24 protein-coding genes and 1 pseudogene are annotated in these 21,173 nt (G+C 50.4%); 9 read left to right on the top strand and 16 right to left on the bottom strand.

From position 1 onward, the window contains the following. Positions 1-25: 25 nt before the first annotated feature. Complete coding sequence (locus tag AACY49_RS22025) at positions 26-1,303, top strand: DUF2254 domain-containing protein (RefSeq protein WP_339526395.1); 1,278 nt, start codon at positions 26-28, stop codon at positions 1,301-1,303. Here AACY49_RS22025 and AACY49_RS22020 read toward each other — a convergent pair. From AACY49_RS22020 to AACY49_RS22010, 3 genes and pseudogenes are all read right to left on the bottom strand, one after another. Continuing rightward, entirely contained in the window at positions 1,277-2,629 is a 1,353-nt protein-coding gene (locus tag AACY49_RS22020; protein ID WP_339526393.1) for a chloride channel protein, read from the bottom strand. The genes AACY49_RS22025 and AACY49_RS22020 overlap by 27 nt on opposite strands. A 368-nt stretch (positions 2,630-2,997) precedes the next feature. Next, positions 2,998-3,431 (bottom strand): annotated as a pseudogene (locus AACY49_RS22015) (inorganic diphosphatase). A gap of 105 nt (positions 3,432-3,536) precedes the next feature. Then, a complete protein-coding gene (locus AACY49_RS22010) occupies positions 3,537-3,878 on the bottom strand; it encodes a DUF190 domain-containing protein (RefSeq protein WP_339526391.1) in 342 nt (113 codons plus the stop codon). Between the two features lie 284 nt (positions 3,879-4,162). On the opposite strand from AACY49_RS22010, the gene AACY49_RS22005 reads away from it, so the two are divergent. After that, the gene (locus AACY49_RS22005; protein WP_339526389.1) at positions 4,163-4,294 is read left to right on the top strand and encodes a DUF2256 domain-containing protein; all 132 of its coding nucleotides are present in this window, start codon (positions 4,163-4,165) and stop codon (positions 4,292-4,294) included. Between the two features lie 47 nt (positions 4,295-4,341). On the opposite strand, the gene AACY49_RS22000 is transcribed toward AACY49_RS22005, so the two are convergent. Next, complete coding sequence (locus AACY49_RS22000; RefSeq protein ID WP_339526387.1) at positions 4,342-4,707, bottom strand: histone-like nucleoid-structuring protein, MvaT/MvaU family; 366 nt, start codon at positions 4,705-4,707, stop codon at positions 4,342-4,344. Positions 4,708-4,812: 105 nt separating this feature from the next. Further along, complete coding sequence (locus AACY49_RS21995; RefSeq protein WP_339526385.1) at positions 4,813-5,061, bottom strand: type II toxin-antitoxin system PrlF family antitoxin; 249 nt, start codon at positions 5,059-5,061, stop codon at positions 4,813-4,815. Between AACY49_RS21995 and AACY49_RS21990 the strand changes: the two genes are divergently transcribed. After that, positions 5,060-5,194 carry a hypothetical protein gene (locus AACY49_RS21990; RefSeq protein WP_339526384.1) on the top strand — a complete coding sequence of 45 codons (135 nt, stop codon included), beginning with the start codon at positions 5,060-5,062 and terminating at the stop codon, positions 5,192-5,194. The genes AACY49_RS21995 and AACY49_RS21990 overlap by 2 nt on opposite strands. 94 nt (positions 5,195-5,288) lie before the next feature. Here AACY49_RS21990 and AACY49_RS21985 read toward each other — a convergent pair whose 3' ends face one another. Further along, the gene (locus tag AACY49_RS21985) at positions 5,289-5,786 is read right to left on the bottom strand and encodes a hypothetical protein (RefSeq protein ID WP_339526383.1); all 498 of its coding nucleotides are present in this window, start codon (positions 5,784-5,786) and stop codon (positions 5,289-5,291) included. 147 nt (positions 5,787-5,933) lie between these two features. Then, the gene (locus tag AACY49_RS21980) at positions 5,934-6,233 is read right to left on the bottom strand and encodes a hypothetical protein (protein ID WP_339526381.1); all 300 of its coding nucleotides are present in this window, start codon (positions 6,231-6,233) and stop codon (positions 5,934-5,936) included. A 198-nt stretch (positions 6,234-6,431) separates the two neighbouring features. Between AACY49_RS21980 and AACY49_RS21975 the strand changes: the two genes are divergently transcribed. Beyond that, on the top strand, positions 6,432-6,731 hold the full coding sequence (locus AACY49_RS21975; protein WP_339526379.1) for a hypothetical protein: 300 nt from the start codon (positions 6,432-6,434) through the stop codon (positions 6,729-6,731). A 96-nt stretch (positions 6,732-6,827) separates the two neighbouring features. Here AACY49_RS21975 and AACY49_RS21970 read toward each other — a convergent pair whose 3' ends face one another. The 5 genes from AACY49_RS21970 to AACY49_RS21950 all read right to left on the bottom strand — a co-directional run bounded on the left by AACY49_RS21970 (position 6,828) and on the right by AACY49_RS21950 (position 9,234). Further along, complete coding sequence (locus AACY49_RS21970; protein WP_339526377.1) at positions 6,828-7,046, bottom strand: hypothetical protein; 219 nt, start codon at positions 7,044-7,046, stop codon at positions 6,828-6,830. A gap of 23 nt (positions 7,047-7,069) precedes the next feature. Then, positions 7,070-7,438, bottom strand: a complete 369-nt coding sequence (locus tag AACY49_RS21965) for a hypothetical protein (RefSeq protein WP_339526375.1) — start codon at positions 7,436-7,438, stop codon at positions 7,070-7,072. 51 nt (positions 7,439-7,489) lie between these two features. Beyond that, complete coding sequence (locus AACY49_RS21960) at positions 7,490-7,891, bottom strand: DUF6957 family protein (RefSeq protein ID WP_339526374.1); 402 nt, start codon at positions 7,889-7,891, stop codon at positions 7,490-7,492. Positions 7,892-7,998: 107 nt separating this feature from the next. After that, positions 7,999-8,727, bottom strand: a complete 729-nt coding sequence (locus tag AACY49_RS21955) for a metallophosphoesterase (RefSeq protein ID WP_339526373.1) — start codon at positions 8,725-8,727, stop codon at positions 7,999-8,001. Positions 8,728-8,730: 3 nt separating this feature from the next. Then, positions 8,731-9,234, bottom strand: coding sequence for a hypothetical protein (locus AACY49_RS21950; protein WP_339526372.1), 504 nt, complete (start codon positions 9,232-9,234; stop codon positions 8,731-8,733). Between the two features lie 327 nt (positions 9,235-9,561). On the opposite strand from AACY49_RS21950, the gene AACY49_RS21945 reads away from it, so the two are divergent. Further along, on the top strand, positions 9,562-10,020 hold the full coding sequence (locus AACY49_RS21945) for a helix-turn-helix domain-containing protein (RefSeq protein WP_339526371.1): 459 nt from the start codon (positions 9,562-9,564) through the stop codon (positions 10,018-10,020). Between the two features lie 774 nt (positions 10,021-10,794). Here AACY49_RS21945 and AACY49_RS21940 read toward each other — a convergent pair. The 4 genes from AACY49_RS21940 to AACY49_RS21925 all read right to left on the bottom strand — a co-directional run bounded on the left by AACY49_RS21940 (position 10,795) and on the right by AACY49_RS21925 (position 15,984). Further along, entirely contained in the window at positions 10,795-12,174 is a 1,380-nt protein-coding gene (locus tag AACY49_RS21940; protein WP_339526369.1) for a hypothetical protein, read from the bottom strand. 97 nt (positions 12,175-12,271) lie between these two features. Beyond that, positions 12,272-13,270 (bottom strand): ATP-binding protein, encoded by a 999-nt coding sequence (locus tag AACY49_RS21935; RefSeq protein WP_339526367.1) that lies wholly within the window; start codon positions 13,268-13,270, stop codon positions 12,272-12,274. A gap of 9 nt (positions 13,271-13,279) precedes the next feature. Then, on the bottom strand, positions 13,280-15,304 hold the full coding sequence (locus AACY49_RS21930; protein WP_339526365.1) for a hypothetical protein: 2,025 nt from the start codon (positions 15,302-15,304) through the stop codon (positions 13,280-13,282). Beyond that, entirely contained in the window at positions 15,301-15,984 is a 684-nt protein-coding gene (locus tag AACY49_RS21925) for a hypothetical protein (protein ID WP_339526363.1), read from the bottom strand. The genes AACY49_RS21930 and AACY49_RS21925 overlap by 4 nt, the downstream gene beginning before the upstream one ends. Positions 15,985-16,390: 406 nt before the next feature. Here AACY49_RS21925 and AACY49_RS21920 point away from each other — a divergent pair, with 406 nt between their 5' ends. The 4 genes from AACY49_RS21920 to AACY49_RS21910 form a co-directional block, all read left to right on the top strand. After that, on the top strand, positions 16,391-16,717 hold the full coding sequence (locus AACY49_RS21920) for a hypothetical protein (RefSeq protein WP_339526361.1): 327 nt from the start codon (positions 16,391-16,393) through the stop codon (positions 16,715-16,717). Next, positions 16,717-16,824 (top strand): hypothetical protein, encoded by a 108-nt coding sequence (locus AACY49_RS31935; protein ID WP_445262658.1) that lies wholly within the window; start codon positions 16,717-16,719, stop codon positions 16,822-16,824. Before AACY49_RS21920 ends, AACY49_RS31935 begins: the two co-directional genes overlap by 1 nt. A gap of 709 nt (positions 16,825-17,533) precedes the next feature. Then, entirely contained in the window at positions 17,534-19,717 is a 2,184-nt protein-coding gene (gene speF / locus AACY49_RS21915) for an ornithine decarboxylase SpeF (RefSeq protein WP_339526359.1), read from the top strand. Positions 19,718-19,750: 33 nt separating this feature from the next. Next, the coding region (locus AACY49_RS21910; protein WP_339526357.1) for an Orn/Lys/Arg decarboxylase N-terminal domain-containing protein at positions 19,751-21,173 on the top strand (1,423 nt) is incomplete at its 3' end.

The following is a 21,173-nucleotide window of genomic DNA, read 5'->3' as shown; positions in this document are numbered from 1 at the left end:
GATGCAGTCACTGAAGGTATTGCACATGATCGCCCGTTGGCGCTGGGTAACGAATCAACTCACTAAACGGCTGTGGTTCAGAGCGTCCTTGTTCTCAATTCTGGGGGTAGCTACGGCACTGCTCGCCGTTGTTTTCAAAGACTTCATCCCGGAGTCATTGCCAGCGCGCATCGGTGCGGATGCGGTGGACAAAATTCTGGGGATCATTGCTTCCAGCATGCTGGCCGTTACAACCTTCTCCTTAAGCACGATGGTCACGGCGTATGGTGCCGCGAGCAGCGGAGTGACGCCTCGTGCCACCACGCTCGTGATGGAGGACACCACAACCCAGAATGCCCTCGCCACTTTCATCGGCTCATTCCTCTTCAGCCTGGTGGGGATCATCGCGCTGAGCACGGGCGCCTACGGCACCCAAGGTCGAGTATTGCTGTTCGCAGTGACGATAGTTGTGGTCATCCTGATCGTTTACACCCTACTGCGCTGGATCGATCACCTGTCCAAGCTCGGAAGGGTTGGAGAAACCATCGACCGCGTCGAGGCAGCTGCGATAAAGGCAATCAGCCAACGAGTCCAATGGCCCTACCTAGGCGGTTCAGCTTACCCGCCTGATCTGGTACTTCCCCCTGGCGCAATTACAGTCACAAGTGATCTAACTGGCTATGTGCAGCATATCGATGTGAACGCTCTTGGAACCATCGCGCAGGACAATCAGACCCAGATTTATCTGGACGTACTTCCGGGGACATTTGTGCACGAGGGAATGCCACTCCTACACATTGTGAGCTTGGGCAACACGATGACCGGTGATACCAATATCGCTAGAGAGGAGATTCTAGCGGCGCTGACCATCGGCATCCGGCGAACCTTTGAAAATGATCCTCGCTTCGGGCTCTGCGTGCTCTCGGAAATCGCTTCTCGCGCCTTGTCTCCTGCGGTCAACGACCCAGGGACGGCCATTGATGTCATTGGCCGGGGAGTGAGAACTTTGACTTGTTGGAGCAAACCTCACGTCTCTAGCTCGCAGACAGATCAAGGCTGTAAACAGGTCTTTCTTCGAGGATTGACTGTTGAAGATCTGTTTGACGATTTTTTTGCCCCGATCAGCAGGGACGGTGCAGGTTTGCTCGAAGTTAACCTTCGCCTGCTAAAGGCCCTCATCAGCCTCGCGAGGATAAACCCTGCGATCTTTAAGCATGCCTGCGACAGGCACGCAGAGCTTCTGGTCAAACGAGCAGATACAACGTTAGTGCTACAGCATGAGAAGGATCAACTTAGCTCACTGGCTAGGACGATGCCCCTGTAAAACCTCTCGAGCTGGATTCTTTGGCGTGGTGTCGGGTTCTACGTTCTGTAGGAAGCCTCGCGCCAATTGCTGATACAACTCAGGCCCCATTCGCGAACTGACCGCCTTGGCGATCAAGGCTACCGCCATGAGACTAGTCACCATACTGTGACTATCAATCATCTCCATCACGATGATTGCGGAGGTGATCGGAGACTGAGTAACAGCGGCCAAAAAACCAACCATACAGAGGGCAATAGTGGGCTGCGCGGCTAGATGGAATAGCTCTGCGGTATTGGCGCCGACTGCTGCCCCTACGGCGAGCGAAGGGGCGAAAATACCTCCTGGAATACCAGAAAAGTAGGTCACTACGGTCGCTAAGAAACGCGTAATGGGTGCGTGCCATGGCAGGACAACATCGGATGCGATGACCTGAGAGGTAATGCCGTATCCGCTACCGAACGAAATTCCGCCACTCAGCCAGCCCAATATTGCGACGATCAATCCGCAGATACCGGCAAACCATATTGGGTGCCGGCGCCGCCATTGCCAGATGATGAACTGTGGGTGCCGCTGTGGCCATAACAACATTCGGCTAAACAAACCACCCAATAGCCCACATCCAATCGCTATCACTAATGCCGGGACGACTATGTCGAGGTTGTTGTCCTGAATGCCGAAATGACCGAAATAGTTGTAGTTGCCCTGCAAGGCAATAGCGACCATACCAGACAGGATGATGGTGCTGAGAAGAACGCCACTCGTGCGGGTCTCCAGCTTGCGTCCCAACTCTTCTACCGCAAAGGCGATCCCGGCCAATGGCGTATTAAATGCAGCCGCAATACCTGCTGCACCTCCCGCTAGAATGAGATCCTCGCTGCGCACAATTCGCGCATTGGGCAGGAAACGGTGAAAGAAGTGCATGATGGATGCCGCAACCTGGACTGAGGGGCCTTCGCGCCCCGCTGAAAAGCCGCCCGTTAGCGCCAACGTTCCAAGGCTTATCTTGGCGAAAGCAATGCGCAGTGAAACCTGTCTGTTAATGGGCTTGCCTTGACGCGCAAGGAGTGTTGCCGCGATTACCTGCGGAATTCCGCTGCCTTGTGCGCCCACGAAAAAACGCGTTGTCAGCCAAACTACGAACATGCCGATCAGTGGGGTGTAAATAAGAGGAAGCCACGCTCGCTCAGCGGTCTGTTGCGCGAACTGCTCCAAAGCTATGTCGGCCAACCTTGCAAAAGCCACTACCAGTAGGCCAGCAATGGTCGCTGCAATCCATAGAGTTACGCGAGTGCGCCAGCGCATTGAGGCGAAGCCTCGACGAAACAGCTTTATCGGTTTGATCACACGAGGGGCTCCCGTTGAAGTCGCCATATTGACCGTAAGACTGAACAAATAAGCAGCTCGCTCCAAACAGCTTTGCGCAAGCTAGCGCAGAACGCTCTCCTATCGCTTCGCCGTTAAGCGAGTGCTACCCAGGAGTTTTTATCCAGCGTCTGCAACATCTTTAAGTAGTCACCGTGTGAGGATCATCTTGGTGATTACAGATGTAAAATCCCGCAAAAAACATTGTTATGAAGGCATAAGCCATCCGCTATTCCATGCGCGCTCTTCCCTCGACGCTTGACTCTTCGAGCGACTGAGAGGCTGCGCACTATTCACGCGCCCCTCGTATCAAGCACTCGACAGACGCTCCTCTGTCCAGCGCAAAAAACTTAATTCGGGGCATACGCAGCCACCGACTTGCAAATTTCCTCCCGGGCCTCATCAGCGCTCCCCCAACGGCCCATCTTCACCCACTTGCCCGGCTCCAGAGCCTTGCTGTTTTCGAAGAAATGCTGGATCTGTGCGAGCAAAAGTACGGGAAGGTCTTCCCACTCCTTCACGTCGCTGTACTTAGAGCTGAGCTTGTCATGAGGCACCGCGATTACTTTGACCCAGCACCTACTTCGCTTGTCATGTACATCACACCAACCGGTCGGCTGCGAACTACAACGCCAGCCGATACCGGGTACGGGCAAATCAACAGTACGCCCCGAGGATCGCCATCATCACTCAGCGTATTTGGAATAAATCCATAGTAGGCGGGATAAAGCGTCGATGTACTGAGGAAGCGGTCAACGAAGGTCTGTCCACTTGTTTTATCCACCTCGTGTGTAACCGGAGAATGGTTAGCAGGAGTCTCGATAACCGTAAAAAAGTCATTGGGGATCGCGATACCTGGTGGAACATCCGTATAGCTCACGTTCGTACCTCAAAGGTTTAGGAATGGCTTGGAGGCCTTTCTGCCGACGGTGCCCATTTCAATTGGGGTTTTTACGTAGAATACGGAAATCTCCTCAACCTCCAACCTCTTGAACAACATTTCGGATTCGTCCTCGGTGATAGCCATGCGAATCTCCGTAGGTTGATCTGCCAGCTCAAAAAAATGCGATGAGTGCAATTTACCTGTGTGCCCAAATCCTTCAATTGCTGTGCAGAGGCTCGCGCCGCGCAACCCCATCTCTTTAGCCACGTCGACGATCCATTCGCCCAGCATCTTTCCCTGACAACAACGGTTCTGCTGGGCAAAGAAAATCGCTAGATAACCTCTCATGTTCGTCTCCTCAACGTGGCCCCAGAGTGGAAATAGCGTTGCTGTGCGAGCGACCGGTATCAAGCAGATGTGTGACTATCGCCGTGACTGCGCCTACAAGGTGAGCGGAAACACCAATCACGCGCTCTACTGTCACCTCCGAATGCGTCACGGCAGTCCTTCAGTGTGGTAATCAGAACATGAGTATTGCCTACAAAACCTCGACAAGATGACTGAACCCGAACGACAAGCGCTCTGGGACGTGGTCAGAAGCTGCTCGCCAGACTTGATGCAAGGGAGTTGTTTTGAAGGAGAGTGGACTTCCAGTCAAAACTTGCGTGACTTGCGGCCTTCCCTTCTCATTGAGGAAAAAGTGGGCACACTGCTCGGAGAAAGTTCGCTACTGGTCGGAACGCTGCCGGCGTAGTAAACGCTGAACTAAAGAAAAAGGGCCATTCCAGGCCCTTTTGTACTCAAACCAAGATCACTTTGTCAGCCAGGACTCAACGGTCGCGGAGCCGTGCTCTGCTTTCCATTCTTTCAAGGTCTTGTGGTTGCCGCCTTTGGTTTCGACGACTTCGCCTGTGTTCGGGTTTTTGTATACCTTCACCTGGCGCGGCTTCCGAGTACTGGCTTGAGGCTCAGCGACTGGTGCACGACGACCAGACTTCGGATCAAGCAGGTTGATCACGTTCGACAGGCTGTAGCCGTACTCGGCAAGCAGAGCGCGTAGCTTGGTTTCAAATTCGATTTCTTTCTTGAGGCCAGCATCGCCTTTCAGCGCCTCAAGAGCTTCGAGCTGCTCGGCGAGGTGTTTTTCGAGTTGGCGGAATTCTGCGAGCTTGGACATGGTCGTTCTCTAGGTAGTTAGTCACCTAACAATACACCAAAAACCACAATTTGAATTTAGAGTCAGGGAGCCCCGTGTATGTGAGTCGAGATTCGCAGCCCTGATCTATTCATCCTCCGCCAAGAGCGGCGAATTGAGGTCAAAATCTACCTGACCGACTAACGCAAAGATGCGCGCGACCAGATTCATCTCCACATGCAGTACTCGCTCCGGATGCGCGTCCATATCCGCCGCCAGAAGCTCGAGAGTTTTCGATACCGAGAGATGAGCTCCCATCGGTTCAATAAACGCCGGCGAGTTCTCGCTTTCAACGCGGTTCGCAGGCGAGATGAGAGGGATGAGAGGATCATTCATGGCCCAACCTTATCTTCAGTTCGACTTTGCGGCAATTGCAGGAGGTTCCGTCTGCTTTGATGATGGCGTGTTGCTCCAATTCCTTTCTGATGAGAAAAATTATGGCTCAGCAATAATTATTGCTGAGCCATAATTTGGAATAATCCAGTTTTTCCGCTTCCCCAACGATGGCCGAGTCACCAGCAGTACACCGTCCAAAGCTGATCGGCCTACGTCGTAATGCGCCTCTATAGTGACAGCACAAGCCGGGAGGCTAAAATCTTGAAGAGCTCTGCAAGCATTCGCGCATCTAGCAACGCATGGTGCGGCAGATCAGGCAGCTCTACCTGTTCAAGAGATTCAGCATCGATCTTATTCAAAAGGATAGTGAGGTCGGTTGGTTCATTCATAACCTGGGCTGGCCAAGGTTGATGATCTGCACAGACGAGATCACAGAAAAATCTCCAATCCCAATGTGGCGCATCTGAACACACCTCAAGCTGCTCGACAAAGCTCCCTAGAAATCTGCGAAGAGAGGCTTGGGCTTCGCTAAGCGACTGACCACATCGCAGAGGATCAAGCTGTGGTAGAACGTTCTGAATAGCGAAATCACTACAGTCTTCGACCAAATAGGTGTCGGTCAGCTCAACGTAGAACTCTTGGCCCGATTCTGATACCAGAGCTAGGGATATCAGCTTCGAGTCCGGATTGAGCCGGGTAAATTCGCAATCAAGGAATATCTTCAACCCCCTTTCCTTTTCAACGATTTTGGCCTGTCATTGGAGCCCGTGTCCGTCCATTATTTGCCAGTACCGATGGATTTTCGGGGAACGTAACTACAAAGCCGGCTGAGTAAGATGAGGCGCGGCATTTGTAATTGGACATAGGGGCATTCAGTCGTCCCCCCAGGGATCGAATTTGGCCCCATACCTAGCGCGCAAGGCGCGATTGCGTACGATCCGCCTAATCCACGGATCGTAGTCCTTGGGCAAAGCAGCGAGCTCAGCGCTGATGATCATTTGCACCGTTTCATCACGCAGCAACTTGTTGGTCAGCTCGCGGTATTCGCCACGCGTAACCACACCATAAGTGGCGTGATTGTCTTTAACGTATAGGTCGGTCATTCCCACCCGCATATGCCCATATTTTTCTACGTCATCGGGGTAAATGTCCTCTAGGCTGAGGTATCCCATATCGAACTCCGGGCTAGGAACGTACTCACTGAATAGCACTGCCTGTACGCTCCGCAATGTCCGAAGGTGCCACCGATAGCGTGCACCATCATTGAAGTCGTCCCTTCGCGCCAGCGCCTACAAAAACTAGCCAACAACAAGCGATTTAGTGTGCGCATGATAGCCTCAGCTCAGTTATCACCGTTCCGAGAATCCGCTTTGAACACACCAAACGCACATGCCGATTTTAACAATCTGATCAACGCTCCGAAATTTTCCGATGACCCCATTGGGCAACGTCAGAAAAAGCGGTGGGAGCTCATCGCTGGAGACATTTACAAAAGCACATCCAGAGAGGCGTTGCTCGAAGCCAGGGGCAAAGCCGAAGGCTACATCGATGGCCTGGTGGACGCGGGGCACCTGTCGACTAGAGACACAGATCGCGATTATCTCATTATGAGGATCGTCCAACGGCGGCGCGAGTTTTTGCAAAAACTACTGAACGAGTACGGTTACTGAGGTAAGGCGAGCTGTGAATACGTCGACGACAAAATGAGCATTAAAGGATAGAGGCAGTTTGAAGCGCTCCGCACGGCTAAATGGGAGCGCTGATGATTAAAACGTAGGAGGCTTCCCAAGTGATTTTTCAGAGGTCTGACGGGACGCGGGGCGGAGCTCGTCCTGGATGGCGCTCCACTCTTCGATCGAGATCAGCACAACGCTCTTGCGCTGACGATCGATAAAAACCGGTTTACGCGTCATGATTACCTTCTCGAGCAACTCATCGAAAATTCTCGTTGCCCGAGCAACTGTCCAACGTTCATCAGCTGCCATGCAGTTCCAATCCCCCAGAACATTCAATCCTCAGATTCGAGACGCTCACCGGAACGGAGCAACTCAAGAAAACTACGTCGCCCACCCCCACGTTTGAAGCTACCGATGAGGTAATTTCCTTCTCGCGTCTCTAGAAGCCAAAAACGCCCTTCTTTCCAAGCCCTCTGAATTTTTTCTGTCCGAATGATTCCGCCATTGGCTGTTCGGTACGCGTCGTCTTGTTGTAGGTGATCGAAGAACACGCCAATGCAGCGATCGTCGATGATCACCGTATCGCTGATAAAGGCCGTAATGTCTACTGTGTATTTTCGAAGACTCGCTTGTACAAGGCGACTCAGTTGGAAGTCGCTGAGATACTTACTATGAAATTCGATTTCGATGATTTCTGGCATCCGGCCAAAGCTCCAAAAAATGACTCAATATGTATCCGCGGCGGTCATTGCTTAACCGGCCTTCATCGAAAAAGCAGCACCAATGCTAGCCTCTTTTCTCAGACCGGGCCCAAGCAGGAGATAGACAGTTTTATTGGTTTCAAACATGTAAGGGCTGGAAGAGACGCCGAAATTACTGCGCACCCACATCGAAGGCTGGAAGCGGCTTTGGCTGTCGAGGACAATTTCGTGGGCGAAAAGCGTCGCGGGAAGTAGACCAAGCCCGGTGAGTTTTTCCTTCTCAGCAGGTGTCACAGTGAGGTCGATCAGGATCCACTGCTTCACAACACAGAAGGCTTTGCCAGGGAACACGTTTTCGGCCAATGCAATCAGCTCGTCCTGGGTGCCCTGCCAGCCAGGCACTTCCTTCCCTGCACCGTAAAGGAGTTGGGAAACCTCTTCTAACGTAACCATATAAACTTCTCGATCGATTTAGGTTTAGATTGCAAATGGGGTTCATCCCAGGGCTAGAACGTAGGGAGGAATTAGATTGCAGAGGTTTATCGCTGAATCACCGCTCATCAAAGCTCGAGCAAAAAATCCTGATCGAAACCGGTCTCTTCAGTCGGGTATCCGCGAGGATTTGAAACAACTCGGCATCCTCGTTTAACGAAATCTGCAGCGATGTGGGTATGCCCGTACACCCAAAGATCGGCCTTCTCTAGAAGCTCAGGCCAATTGTTTGCGTACGCAGCAATGAGGTGTGCTGGAAAATCCTCACTCACGTGTTCCAAAGCGGGGGCATGGTGCGTGACGACAACAGTTTTACCCGCGAAGGGCTTGTCCAATTCGCCAGTTAGCCAGGCGTACGCCGCCTGTGATCTAGCGATCAAGTCATCAGGACGCACACGTCGGAAATTTTCATCGGTTCTGATCACGGTGAAATCGTTCATCCAGTCCCAAGCAATGCGTTTCGCAGCAACGACATCTCCGGTCGACGAGTAGTCTGTCCACGCTGTCGTGACCAAAAACCTAGTTTGGTTGATGAACAAGACTTCGTTTTCGAGTACGTGGACATGTGGCGCTGCCGCTTCTTTCATTTTCCGCAGCGTGTGATCAATGTGGCCGCCGTAGTACTCATGGTTTCCGCAAACGTAGATCACCGGGCACTGGAATGTGTCGTTCGCCCAAACCACGCCGCGCCATTTGATATCAATGTCACCAGCGAGAATGACTACGTCCGCGTTGCTTGGGGCGGGATCGAACCGAGCGAAACCGAGGTGCAGATCTGAATAGATTTGTAGCTTCATGGATTAACCTGCTGCCCTTGTAGTGGCAGAGCGATTCGGGGTCTGACAGTTGGTGCAATGGAAATGCTTCCCAGCGGCAGTCATCGCGTCGTAGATCGTTCGGATGTTTCTGAGCAAGCCTGCGTCGATCTCGCCGGGCGAGCTGCTGTAAATTGCTCCGCTATCGACTTTATGAAGCAGTACGCACTCACCTTTTCTGTCATAGCCGACGATCACACTGATCAGCTTTTCCATCCGTTCTAACGAGCTCCCGTTAATGCAAGCGGAAGTAACAACCTGAACCGCCTCAATCGTGTGCTCTCGGCTCCGCTGAGAGATTAGGTGGGCCAACATAGAGGGGTCTGTTGGCATCATTTTTTTGAACCGAACCTCTGCTCCTTCACAAACGCGAAAGCGAACGTGATACCAAAAATCTTCCGAGTCTCGCTCGACCATCCGCCAAGCCATGCGGCCAAGCCCGGGAAATCCCGGTAGGCCAACAAGACAAGTTTCATCTGAAATAAACATGATGGTTATATCCGTAACATCAATATTTTGGTTTGAGAGCTCTTAAAGCGTGAGTGACACCACCCGACATAACACGCTCTGCGGCGCTTCTTCTGCATTCAACGAGCCTGGGAATGTGGCTTTCGGACAAAAAGGAATGAGTCCTTGCCGGCTTTTTGCGTCCATTCGCCAGGTGTCAATTTATGCCAAATGTTTTTTGTTGCATCCTTCTTGAAAGTATGATTAAGACAAGAAGACGATCACGATACCAGACCCTCAGGCTCTATGTACAGAGTGGCTGGGTCAATAATTTGCTGGCCTTATCCTCCGCTTTGAGGACAAGTCGTCATGCTGACTCAGAGTCTCGCGGTGGTGCTTCGCGCGCTACGAAAAACTAGAGAGCTCACTCAGGAACGACTCCCCTCTAGTAGGAGCTACGCGTTCGCTCTAGAGGCAGGTACGCCGAAAAATATATCGCTAGGCAAGCTGCGGGAGCTTTCAAAGAGCCTTGAGATCACTCCCCTGGCGCTTATGGTGTTGTGCGAGTCCATCGAGAGTGGACAGGACTCTCTGGGGGTCATAGGCAAGCTGACGGAGGAGCTTCGCGATCTCCTTTCGATCGGCCTAGATGAGGTAATACGAGAGGAGCAGCGAAGCTCCAGCCTCGTATCAAAAGCTAAGGCTCGTGAAATCGCTGACAGCAAGAGGCTCGCCGTTAAGCGTCTCAAAGAGGAAGGTAAATCAAGAAAGGAAGTCGCCGAAGCACTTGGTATTTCAAAGTCTTCTGTCCAGAGATTCTGGGTTTGATTGTTGCCATCAACTCATCTGGACTCGAGTCATCGCTGGCTAGATGTGTTGAAACCTGTAGCGGACAAAAATAGCGAACTGTCTCTGGGGAGAAGGAAGATGCTAAAAGTCCGGTGTGTATCAAAGAGCTCATGCGTGCGTCAGCTAGACGAGAGAAATGTGGTGAGTCTCTCCACTCAATCCATCGTCGTCCTTGGCAAATCTGGGAATGAACGGTGGGGACAATTTCAAGCGACGTCTTCTCGGTGACTTCGTTCTGACGGCCTTCCCTACCTCAACACGCGGCTCCACATTAATTCAACAATTACAAGTAATGCACTGATTCGGCGTTTATTCGTAAACCTCAACTGTGACTAATTCTAACTTTTGGCCAAGTTAGGGTTCGTAGATCTGCTTTCGCAGGAGTGCTGCGAGCAGTCCGTATCATCCGTGATGACCGGTATATCGACCTTTTGGACGCCGCTCGCCTTCGGAAAATTGCTGAACTCGAGACTACCCGGACGTGCGATTCATCAGAAAAGCTGTCCCACTCTGACACCGCCGGATGTATGGGCCTGACGCGGGAGCAATTTGAGGCCCGCGACTTCTTGGTCATGAGGTCTCCTGGTAGACCGCTGAGCGCTGACATTGTGAAAGTCGTAGCAGCGCTTAAGGCGGAGGGATTAACACTCCATCAGGCTGCCACTAACTTGGGGTTAGCGTCGGCAATGGGGTACGCTGAAAAGCGACCAATGACGGCGAGAACTAAATAACCACGAAACAGGCGAAAGTTCACTAGATCTCTATGTTGGCTGTCTTGATTTGTTTAGAATCGAGATTATATAGAACACAAAGTACATTTTCGACTCTAACAAGAGATTTGGCTTTAGTGTCATTCATATTGACAGTAAGCGAAGAGGCCAGAGACTGCCGACAAAGACTTTGACTTCTATGTATAAGCAAGGACGGATCTTCCATAAAGAGATGGCTATCCCAAAACTCGCTAGTGCTCATTCTCGAACCAGTTTGATAAACACCTGAATTATAAACCCAAACCCTTCCTGAAAATCTATCTAGACAAGGCATGCAGTGAGCATCAGTAACGCGATAATTTCTTAGACTGTCCCAATGCCTATAAAAATCACTTAGGATGCAGATAACTTCATATTGGAATTCGCTACGAACACGCGTGCGATCTTCGTACTTCATCTTCCAGAACCCTCCCACATCCAAATGTTCATTATTATGAAAAAAATCAAATGGAGCAGCATGCCAATACTTTGATACAACCAATAAATAAGACATTATACATGGGCATATTGTATTGGCGTTCAGCCTATACCATTGAGGCTGACTCAGCTTTCTCATCCTCTTAAAGCATTTTATATGAAGGCGCACAAACCGGCGATAAATATACCTACGGAGCGATTTCAGACAGCCCCTCATTTCGCTATCTCCGATTTCAGGCTGGAGCTTCTCGGGTTTCGAACGCTGCATGCTATGATCGAAGCTCAAGAGATGCTTTTTAGATCGTGGCAACAATAAAATCGTAGCCTCTCGTCTCCGTTCATGGTTAAAACCAGGTGGGCCTATGCGCTGAACCAAATAATCAATCGCAATTGATACATCCATGAAGTCATTGTTGACAGTTGTAGCAATCACCTCATATGCTGACTGACCAAGCAATCCGATACTGCTTTGAACCCATTCAATAAATCTTGCAACCCAAATTTCAACCTCATTGAGAAAATTAGGTGTCATTGGGTTTGACGGTACAAGGTCAAGCAAAACGCTCAAATGCGCGCATTGATTTGCAAATTTGTAAATTCCCTGTCTAACTGGGAAATCAATATCAAGAGAGCGCGTGCATTTGTCGCAAAATTCAAGTGCAAGGCCATGCCAGGGACAGTGAGTAATCCGTGCAAAATAGAAAACCACTGAATGATATCCCTTCCCAATGCATTCAGGACAATGGCGAATTCGCATTCTGTGCCAAGAGGTTAGATATTTTGAATGATATTCGCTTGGAAACCATCCATCTACAAATGAGTATTTGAGTGATCCTGAAGCAAGACTCATAGCTAGCTCTAATTCTTTTATACTAACGTCATCTCCAGACTCCCAGAAAACTCTCTTATAACTCTGATTTGCACAAGGATTCAAAAATTCCTTCATGCGCCTGCAGCCTTTAAACCTATTCCACTTGAGAAGATTGATAAAAATAAGCCAAGAGGATGCATATGGAAGCTGAACCCCTGGATGAATGAGAGTCTTACTCTGCGATATTAGCATGACCAGCACTCGCTTTTTTCAAGTTCGCGGCATAGCCGGCAATCTGACACTCCTTTATAGCTTTCGCTAAACTTTTTGCGTCAAGGGTAAAAAATGGGCTGTCACGCTCATGCGCCCGATATAGGATGAGTCGGAACACTTCAAATGCACAAACTGTGGGAATGCACGGCAAACTGCTAGAGACCCTTTCTTCGTCCAAAGCAACAAATATTTCATGAGCGTGATTTGCCAACCTAAACCCAGCTTCGTAGGCCATTGGAAGAAAAAAACGAGTATAGGTGCACTGGCTTCCAATAGGGTAAGTTAATACGTCATCATATGGAGCGATTGTCAATCTAATCCATTCCTCACTATCGCAAAAAGGCACAGCCACAACCTCATTAAGAAATCTAATGATTAGCTCGGGGCGCCCCGATTTACGCAGATTGTTCAAGCACACTTCGATATCAGTTTGCGCAAACCCAATGACTGTCATGCTAATGTTTCTTACGGCTAATTCGTTCTGTAGAAACCGCAAGCACTCAAAATCATCATTTTTCAGAGCTTGCATTTCGTCGATAAAAAAAACGACGTGCCTTCCTTCAATTAATTTCAATCGACCATTAATAGTTGCTATCACATCCTCACGCGCTAGATCCAAGTTAAATATCTTTGGCATTTCTAGCCCAAAGGTTCGAAACACGTTTCGTATGACATTTTCATGCTTAAATGGATCAACTGATATTTTTATGATTAAGCGATCTTGATAATCTTGGTGCCCCTCTAGCGCAGCAACGCAACTATGAAGAATTTTCGTTTTACCCATCTGTGGTAACGCGTTGAAACACATGCTCTTTTTGTGGAGCATCACAGCATCAAGGACGATGCCAATAACCTTTGGAATACTAGGCGTATAGGTCGTAAACTCATTCGTTACCAAAGGATGATGTCGTATTAAGGGCTGACGGGCTTCGTGATCACAGGGGTCGAATTCGTTCATAATCAAGCATCACCTGATTTTCTTGAGCAAGACATGAATATCAATATCTACTGGTGACACAACCCAACCACTAGCCGGCGAAGCTGCTGTAGGTGCCACTGCATGCTGTTCTAGTGGTGCACTTGAGTCCGCATATTTTTTAACAGGATTCTCTACGGGTTCTCCGGTGGCTCTAGAAACTTCATGCCTAAGGCGATCAAGTTCCGCCGCGGATTTCCGATTTGCTTCAGATATTAAAAAATTAGTGTAGATCTTGATCAGATTACCGCCATTGACAAACTCTTGGACTCTTCTATGCTTTAGTCTATTGATGCTTATACGGGTTTTCCTAGAGTGGATCTGCTCCCCCCAGTAGCTCTCAGCGGTCATCCATCCCAACGGCTCACCATTTAGTAAAAAAGCATTAAACCCTCTTATATCGGATTCGTTCACCTCGATGATAATTTGTTGTCCAATAAGTTGGGCAACTCGATCAGGGTTGGTGAATCTATACCTCACTCTTTCAAAATTGATAAAGGGCCTCGGGCTAGCTCTGATAAAAACTTTCTCTCGGACAAGAGCAGTTCCGAGTAACGCGAGCTTGTCCGCAGGAAGGACACGGGCAAGAAAATGGCTATCTCTTTTGGAAAGATAATGTTCAATAACTTGCTTGGGATTAGAAAATCTTAAGCCCTCGGATGACTGGACATTAAAATTTGCGAAAGTCACGTATGTTAAATGTTCCAAAACGTCGCTAGTTATGCGGAATTTTATCGATGCTTCGATGGCGTCTTTGGCGCGACCTTTACCAGGGCCAGACCCAACAGTACTTCTCATACGGTGAGAAAGTACTGACTCGAATACCCCGAAACGACTTTCTATCAGCGCTCGCCTTTCGAACCTCTTTGGTGCTCCATAATCAAATGCGCAGCCAGTCTCTTTCCTCAAATCGATACAAACTTTGTCCCCTAAATGCGCCCAAGCGTTATCCAAGCTAATAAACGAAGGAGGCGATTGAGCGAGTTCAGGAAACATTTCAGCTACAAATCCCGCGCCGGGATTCGGCGCTAGGTTTGGAATAATTTCTACAGGCTTTGGTAGCACCTTCGATAAAGCTTGTCGCACCAATGCCGAAATATCATTCGCTGTAACATCCCCACCATAGACCACCCGATACCATACACAAGCCCGCGATAGTGGCTCAAGAATAAGAAGCACGTGTAATCGTGTCACAGGTACAAACGATGGTGCCCCTTGATCATTTAATATTTCTATTGTGCAAATGTGGTCATAGGTATGGCTATCAATCATCCAGCAATCATTGAAGTCTTTAAACCCAACTAGTGGAACCTTACCCGTTCCGACAGACAAATGCGCTATCTTCGCAGCGTCCCCGCTCATACGAACAATTTTCTCACTATTCGCATTTTGTAATTCTTTTGCATAAGTTGTGATACTCCTGACTCCTAACAAATTGGTATTGAATGGCCATTCTGTTTCTGGATGGTGGTAGCTTTCCAGCAATTCTATGAATTTTTTATGGACGTCCTTAGGTCGATTGCAAAATTTTTCTAATTCAATTTCTTTTTTTTTATCCTTGCCTTGTACCTCGACGTTCTTATCCTTGGTTACTACCTTTACTTTTAAAATATAAGTATCCAAAGTTTCTTGCAGTTCTGCATAGCGTTGAAACGTTTGACCTAGTATTCCGGCCATACCAGAATTTTTCGAACCAGACGAAAGGCACTCTTTCTTATTCCGTACATAGACTTTTATGGAGCGATTTTTTATTAATGCTCGATAACCATAAGGCAGCCCATCCGGCGCTATAGTCAAACATCGGTTAATAATCTTTCTAAGGAAATTACCTCCCACCCCTGTTGCAACATTAATTTGCTCCAGCGGTTCTCCTGTCAAATATCGAGTGATCGCTTGTTTTCTATGCTTGAACGTCGCCGCATCTTCAGCGTCCAAGAGATCCTCACGTACTTCTTCCCATGGCATCGACGCGGTTATAAGCTTGATTTTCTCAGCCCTAGAAATTCTGGATTTCATGGTGTTTTCCACTGAGTGTTAAGTCCAAAACTTTCCTGGCCATCGACAATGATATTTCCTTGGAGAACGCATCTACAAATAGCGCCGACTGCTAGCGCGGAATCTGCGATAGACATTGACTCTAAGAGGCTTCCAATGGTACCGCCACGACAAATGCTGATTGAGATGCCAACCTGTCCCATTTCATAGCTGAGGTCGTAACCTCTCACCTGAGATACGAATGCAATGACTTTTAGCCAGAAACTAAGTGACAACTTAGAAAAAGCCTGTAGGTGAGCGGCCGGAACAATAACCAGACGACTCTTCTCAATACGATTCTCTACTTTGTATCGAACAGGTACGCTGACTTTCTCACAAGAATCATACTGTTTGGAATCGACTTGCTGGAATTCAATCGACCCATCTACACTCTCAACTCGAATTACAGTAACTTCTTCGAAGCTCTCACCTGTCTCTTGAAGTGAGATCTCGACTTGGAAATCCATTGTGAAGCGCCTCACCTGTGGCTGTGTCTCCAACTCGGAGACCCAATGCAGCATCTCAAGATCACCAATTATCGGCACGTCAAGATTGAGCTTAAAGCTGTAGAACAACCATATGTTGGCTTGTCCTGCAGTTTTTTTCCGAGTCCGTATGAGGCGATTCCGCAAATGTCCCTTCACCGCCTTCGTCGACTTCATGGAACTGCACCTGCTGCATAGGTAAAATATTGCTTCTTTCATTCTACGCGCGATGAATTGAGGTTGAGAGACCATTTCGATCCTAGCCAAACTTGCGCAATAGCGATCGGCTATAAAAATGACTGTTTCGGCCTAATAATGTATTCTTATCTCTATAATTCGAGATGACGCATTCGCAAGCGCTCAGTTATGCTGACAGCCATACAGAATCACTTCTTTGCGCTGCAATGTAGTCAACTTTACTTCCCAACACTTGAAGCAATCATGGATGTTCAACGTGCTTTTTAATCTTGAAATCGAAGTTAATATGATGATCTGCTGGCATTTGATTTTAGGGGGGGGAAAGGACTTGAGTTACTTCGGCGCTCTACAACATCGTTGCGTCCACCGTTGATGGAAAAAATGCATGCAGCTCCGTACCGAATGGAAAAATGGCTGGGCTGCAATCATCGCACTTATATTTGGGTCCCTTTCCCAAGGGCTTAGTCGAGAACAAAAAAACAAACAGGCACTCCTGACTGCAGTGTATGTCTTTATTATCATGACACTCACCTACTACATAAGTGCTTCTGCCACCATTAAACACAGCACGACTTTTCCGTCCTGGGTATTGCTAACAGCCCCACCATTGATTTTTCTTTCAACTTCTATAATTCTTTGGTGCTGTTTGCGCGCTTCAGACTTAATTATGAAAGCAACAGAGAGTCAGGGATTGATCCCATATCACGCTTGATGGGTTTTTTACTCGTTTGCATGGGGGTTCAATTCGCCATCAATGGTTCGGTAGAAATCATACAAACCATCATTAACAATAACACTCAACTCTTCCGCTCTCCGTAAGCTCGTTTCCCCCTTTTAGAGCGCTTCTAAATTGTGGTCTCGATCGCCCCGTCGCTGCGTATACAGAGCACGTATCGAGCTGGACAGTTGCTGTCCGACATACGGTATTAGGCAGCGGGCAAACAGCCCAGGATGGTTGATATAGATCAATAATTTGCCGGTTGAACGAGTACACGCTGGCAAACACGCAACGATGCAACGCCATGGATTGCTCACCGCCAGCGTACACCGTACACAGAAAGCAAAGGGATGAGCCTGCACACGTCAGGACGACTGACCTCTGCATTTTTGGAACGCGTCAAATGAAGATTTATATTGAACAAAACCCTGCGCAGAATCGCTGGAGGGTTCACATGGGCCTGTGGGTGGCGAGCTTTCGCAGCCTTGATGGAGCTGAGTCGTTTGTCGAGAGATTGAACTCGCGAATTAATGCTCCGCACTCTCTGGAAATGATTACACATCATCCTCTGTGGTCGGAGACGATTTCCTCCAGTCCGCCTCTCGATCAGCACGATGTACCTCACTCGCTAAAGCAGCTTTCTCAGGATTGATACACAAGGCTTCTCGGGCAGTGAAGAAAAAAATCCCGACTGGCCAAGATGAGTCTATACCCAATATTGCCAATTATTTAGATCAGGGCTTTTTGCAGTAGCCCACATATTGACAGCGCTCAAATGCAGGTGCCCTCGCACCGGCTTGGGGGAATGTTGTGAGTTACTTGAAAATTGCCGCCAGCGTCTCGGTTCGTGATTGCTTCCGTACGGGCCGAGAAATTGTCCCCTTCGACCAGACCGACTTTACCGACGTGGCGGTAGCTGTGGTTTCCCGAGACGATGTGCTGGCCGGCGCGCTGGAAACCATTAAACGTACCGGTTTCGATATCCCGATTTTTCTGGTCGTCTCCCAGGACGGCGGCAATCGTGCCCTGGACATCTACAAGCAACTGCAAGACGTGCTGCTGCAGGTAAATGGTGTTTTCGATCTATCGCAAAACAACCTCGATCACTATGGACACCAACTCGAAACCGCTGCGAAGTCTTATGAAGACACCCTCCTCCCGCCATTCTTCAATGCGCTCAAGCAGTACTACGAAGTAGCCAACGCGACGTTTGCCTGCCCAGGCCATCAGGGCGGCCAGTTCTTTCGCAAGCATCCGGCCGGCCGACAATTCTTCGACTTCTTTGGCGAAACACTGTTTCGCGCCGACTTGTGCAACGCCGACGTCAAGCTCGGCGATCTGCTGATCCACGAAGGTCCTGCGCTGCTTGCACAAAAACATGCCGCCAAAGTGTTCAACGCCAACAAGACCTACTTTGTGCTCAACGGTACCTCGGCCTCCAACAAGGTCGTCAGCAACGCCTTGCTCACGCCGGGCGATCTGGTCCTGTTCGATCGCAATAACCACAAGTCCGTTCACCAAGGCGCCCTGATCCAGGCGGGTGCCACACCGGTTTATCTGGAAACCGCGCGCAATCCCTACGGTTTCATCGGTGGAATAGACGCCCACTGCTTCGAGGAAGACTACCTGCGTGAGCTGATCAACGAGGTCGCTCCAGACAAGGCCACGCTGGCGCGTCCGTTTCGTCTGGCGGTTATCCAGCTCGGCACCTATGACGGCACTATTTACAACGCCCGCCAGGTGGTCGATCGAATCGGTCAGCTGTGCGACTACATTCTCTTCGATTCGGCTTGGGTCGGTTACGAACAGTTCATACCGATGATGAAGGACTGCTCGCCACTACTGCTCGATCTTGACAAGAACGACCCCGGTATCTTCGTCACTCAATCGGTGCATAAGCAACAAGCCGGCTTTTCCCAGGCCTCACAGATCCACAAAAAGGACCGGCACATAAAGGGTCAGGCGCGCTACTGCAACCATGCCCGAGTGAACAATGCCTTCATGGCTCAGGCCTCCACCAGCCCGTTCTATCCGCTGTTTGCGTCACTGGATGTCAATGCGCGCATCCATGCTGGCCGCAGCGGCCTGCGCCTGTGGGAAGACTGCGTCAAGTTCGGCATCAATGCGCGCAAATTGATCATGGAAGCCTGCACCATGATCCGCCCATTCGTACCGGGCACCATCGATGGTCGCCCCTGGCAGGACTACCCGACCGATGAGATCGCCAACGACGTTCGGTTTTTCGAGTTTCATCCGAAGGATCGCTGGCACGCCTTCCCCGGGTATGCCGACAAACAATATTTCATCGACCCCTGCAAGTTGCTGTTTACAACACCTGGCATTGACCCCGTCGACGGCAGCTACACCGATTTTGGTATCCATGCCGGCATCCTGGCGAGCTTCCTGCGGCAGAACGGCATCGTTCCTGAGAAATGCGATCTCAACTCGATTCTGTTTCTGCTTACACCCGCCGAAGACTGGGCAAAAATGAGCCATCTCGCCGCGCAGTTAACGCGCTTCGAACGTTTCATCAATGATGATGCCCCCATGAGCAGGGTGCTTCCGGCGATCTACGAGCAGTACCAGGAACGTTATCGCGACTACAGGATCCGCCAGCTCTGCCAGGAGATGCACGACCTCTACCGCAGCCACAATGTTCAGCAACTGCAGAAAGACATGTTCCGAAAGGAGCACTTTCCCAAAAAGGCGATGAACCCTCAGGCGGCGCAGATCGAATACATCCGCGGCAATGTCGAGTTGGTGCCGTTGGCACAAGCCGATGGACGCATTGCTGCCGAAGGCGCGTTGCCCTACCCGCCGGGTGTCCTTTGCGTGGTGCCCGGCGAAATGTGGGGTGGCGCGGTATTGAAGTATTTCCTGGCGCTTGAGGATGGCATCAACCGTTTGCCCGGCTTCACACCGGAACTGCAAGGCGTTTATCTGAAGCAGGAAGGCGGACGCACCAGTGCCTTTGGCTACGTACTCAAAACCTGATGCATCGCCAGCCACTTTCTAAAGGAGACGCCCATGAGTCGCTCGCAAACACGGTTACCCGCCGACCTGGCGCAGCGCTACCCCGTGTTGATCGTGGCTGATGCCTTGGAAACCGACGACAACATTCTGGTGCGCAGTGTCCAATCCATCGCCACAGCGCTGCACGAGAATGAAGTGGCAGTTGAATGGGTGAGATCTCTTGATGAGGCCGAAATCGCCATCAAGGCAAATTCGACTTACTGCTGCGCGATCATTGGATGGGGCCTGTGTGAGAACGCGCCTGATCAGGCCCTGCAACTTATCCAGCTGATGCGCCGGCGAACGGCTCAACTGCCGATCATGCTGGGGATGAGCCAAGCCCATCAGAGCCGGGTTCCGCTGGCATTTATCGAGTGCATTGACGGGTTTATCTGGCAGCCTGAAGACAGCGCCGAATTCATCGCCGGGCGCATAGAAGCGGCAGCCCGCCGTTACCTGGATACCATCCTGCCGCCGTTCTTCGGCGCGCTGGTCAACTTTGCCGATACGCACGAGTATTCCTGGCACACCCCTGGCCATACCGGCGGCACGGCATTCATGAAAACGGCTGTCGGGCGTACGTTCCTCGACTTCTATGGTGAGCAGATGCTTCGCTCCGACCTCAGTGTTTCGGTCGGCCAATTGGGCTCGTTGAATGACCACTCAGGCCCCATAGATGAAGCGGAAAAGTTCGCGGCCCGGGTGTTCGGTGCCGACTTCACCTTTTTCTCGGTCGGAGGCAGTTCGGCGAGTAACGAGATCGTCCTGCATTCAGCAGTGACCGACGGCGATGCCGTGCTGGTCGATCGCAACTGCCACAAGTCGTTGAACTATGCGTTGAATATGTCCGGGGCGGTGCCGCTGTATTTGCGTCCAAGGCGCAATGCTCGGGGCCTGATCGGGCCGGTCCCCCTTATAGAACTGACGCCGGCTGCAGTTGCCAGGAAAATCGCAGACAGCCCGCTGGTGAGCGATAAACAAACGCCCCCGGTGCTCGCGGTGCTGACCAACTCGACCTACGATGGCCTTTGCTACAACGTGCAAACCACCACCCGCGAGCTGAGCCAGAGCGTCGATCGCATCCACTACGACGAAGCCTGGTATGCCTACGCGCGCTTCAATCCGCTTTACGAGGGCCGCTATGGCATGCACCGTGGCGAACGCCACCCCGACGATGCCACCGTCACAGTCACCCACTCTACCCACAAGTTACTGGCGGCGCTCTCACAGGCTTCGATGATCCATGTCCGCTCGGGCAAGGTTGAGGTCAAGCCGGCTCTGTTCAACGAAGCCTTCATGATGCACACCTCGACGTCACCGCAGTACAGCATCATCGCTTCGATTGATGTTTCGTCGAAAATGATGGATGACGCAGGGGGCTACCTTACCGATGAGTCCATCGACGAGGCCATTGCCTTTCGCCAGGCCATGGCTCGCC

It is taken from the genome of Pseudomonas sp. EL_65y_Pfl2_R96, from assembly GCF_963970905.1.
Taxonomy (GTDB): Bacteria; Pseudomonadota; Gammaproteobacteria; order Pseudomonadales; family Pseudomonadaceae; genus Aquipseudomonas.
Note: the sequence above shows the minus strand (reverse complement) of the source record. Positions and strands in the feature narration are given on the sequence as shown.

Bases quoted from the DNA above. Each gene is read 5' to 3' on its own strand.
- AACY49_RS22025 (WP_339526395.1), top strand. From the start codon at position 26: ATGATCGCCCGTTGGCGCTGGGTAACGAATCAACTCACTAAACGGCTG.
- AACY49_RS22010 (WP_339526391.1), bottom strand. From the start codon at position 3,878: ATGAGAGGTTATCTAGCGATTTTCTTTGCCCAGCAGAACCGTTGTTGT.
- AACY49_RS22000 (WP_339526387.1), bottom strand. From the start codon at position 4,707: ATGTCCAAGCTCGCAGAATTCCGCCAACTCGAAAAACACCTCGCCGAG.
- AACY49_RS21990 (WP_339526384.1), top strand. From the start codon at position 5,060: ATGGCCCAACCTTATCTTCAGTTCGACTTTGCGGCAATTGCAGGAGGT.
- AACY49_RS21995 (WP_339526385.1), bottom strand. From the start codon at position 5,061: ATGAATGATCCTCTCATCCCTCTCATCTCGCCTGCGAACCGCGTTGAA.
- AACY49_RS21980 (WP_339526381.1), bottom strand. From the start codon at position 6,233: ATGGGATACCTCAGCCTAGAGGACATTTACCCCGATGACGTAGAAAAA.
- AACY49_RS21970 (WP_339526377.1), bottom strand. From the start codon at position 7,046: ATGGCAGCTGATGAACGTTGGACAGTTGCTCGGGCAACGAGAATTTTC.
- AACY49_RS21965 (WP_339526375.1), bottom strand. From the start codon at position 7,438: ATGCCAGAAATCATCGAAATCGAATTTCATAGTAAGTATCTCAGCGAC.
- AACY49_RS21960 (WP_339526374.1), bottom strand. From the start codon at position 7,891: ATGGTTACGTTAGAAGAGGTTTCCCAACTCCTTTACGGTGCAGGGAAG.
- AACY49_RS21955 (WP_339526373.1), bottom strand. From the start codon at position 8,727: ATGAAGCTACAAATCTATTCAGATCTGCACCTCGGTTTCGCTCGGTTC.
- AACY49_RS21950 (WP_339526372.1), bottom strand. From the start codon at position 9,234: ATGTTTATTTCAGATGAAACTTGTCTTGTTGGCCTACCGGGATTTCCC.
- AACY49_RS21945 (WP_339526371.1), top strand. From the start codon at position 9,562: ATGCTGACTCAGAGTCTCGCGGTGGTGCTTCGCGCGCTACGAAAAACT.
- AACY49_RS21940 (WP_339526369.1), bottom strand. From the start codon at position 12,174: ATGAAGGAATTTTTGAATCCTTGTGCAAATCAGAGTTATAAGAGAGTT.
- AACY49_RS21935 (WP_339526367.1), bottom strand. From the start codon at position 13,270: ATGAACGAATTCGACCCCTGTGATCACGAAGCCCGTCAGCCCTTAATA.
- AACY49_RS21930 (WP_339526365.1), bottom strand. From the start codon at position 15,304: ATGAAATCCAGAATTTCTAGGGCTGAGAAAATCAAGCTTATAACCGCG.
- AACY49_RS21925 (WP_339526363.1), bottom strand. From the start codon at position 15,984: ATGAAGTCGACGAAGGCGGTGAAGGGACATTTGCGGAATCGCCTCATA.
- AACY49_RS21920 (WP_339526361.1), top strand. From the start codon at position 16,391: ATGCAGCTCCGTACCGAATGGAAAAATGGCTGGGCTGCAATCATCGCA.
- AACY49_RS31935 (WP_445262658.1), top strand. From the start codon at position 16,717: ATGGGTTTTTTACTCGTTTGCATGGGGGTTCAATTCGCCATCAATGGT.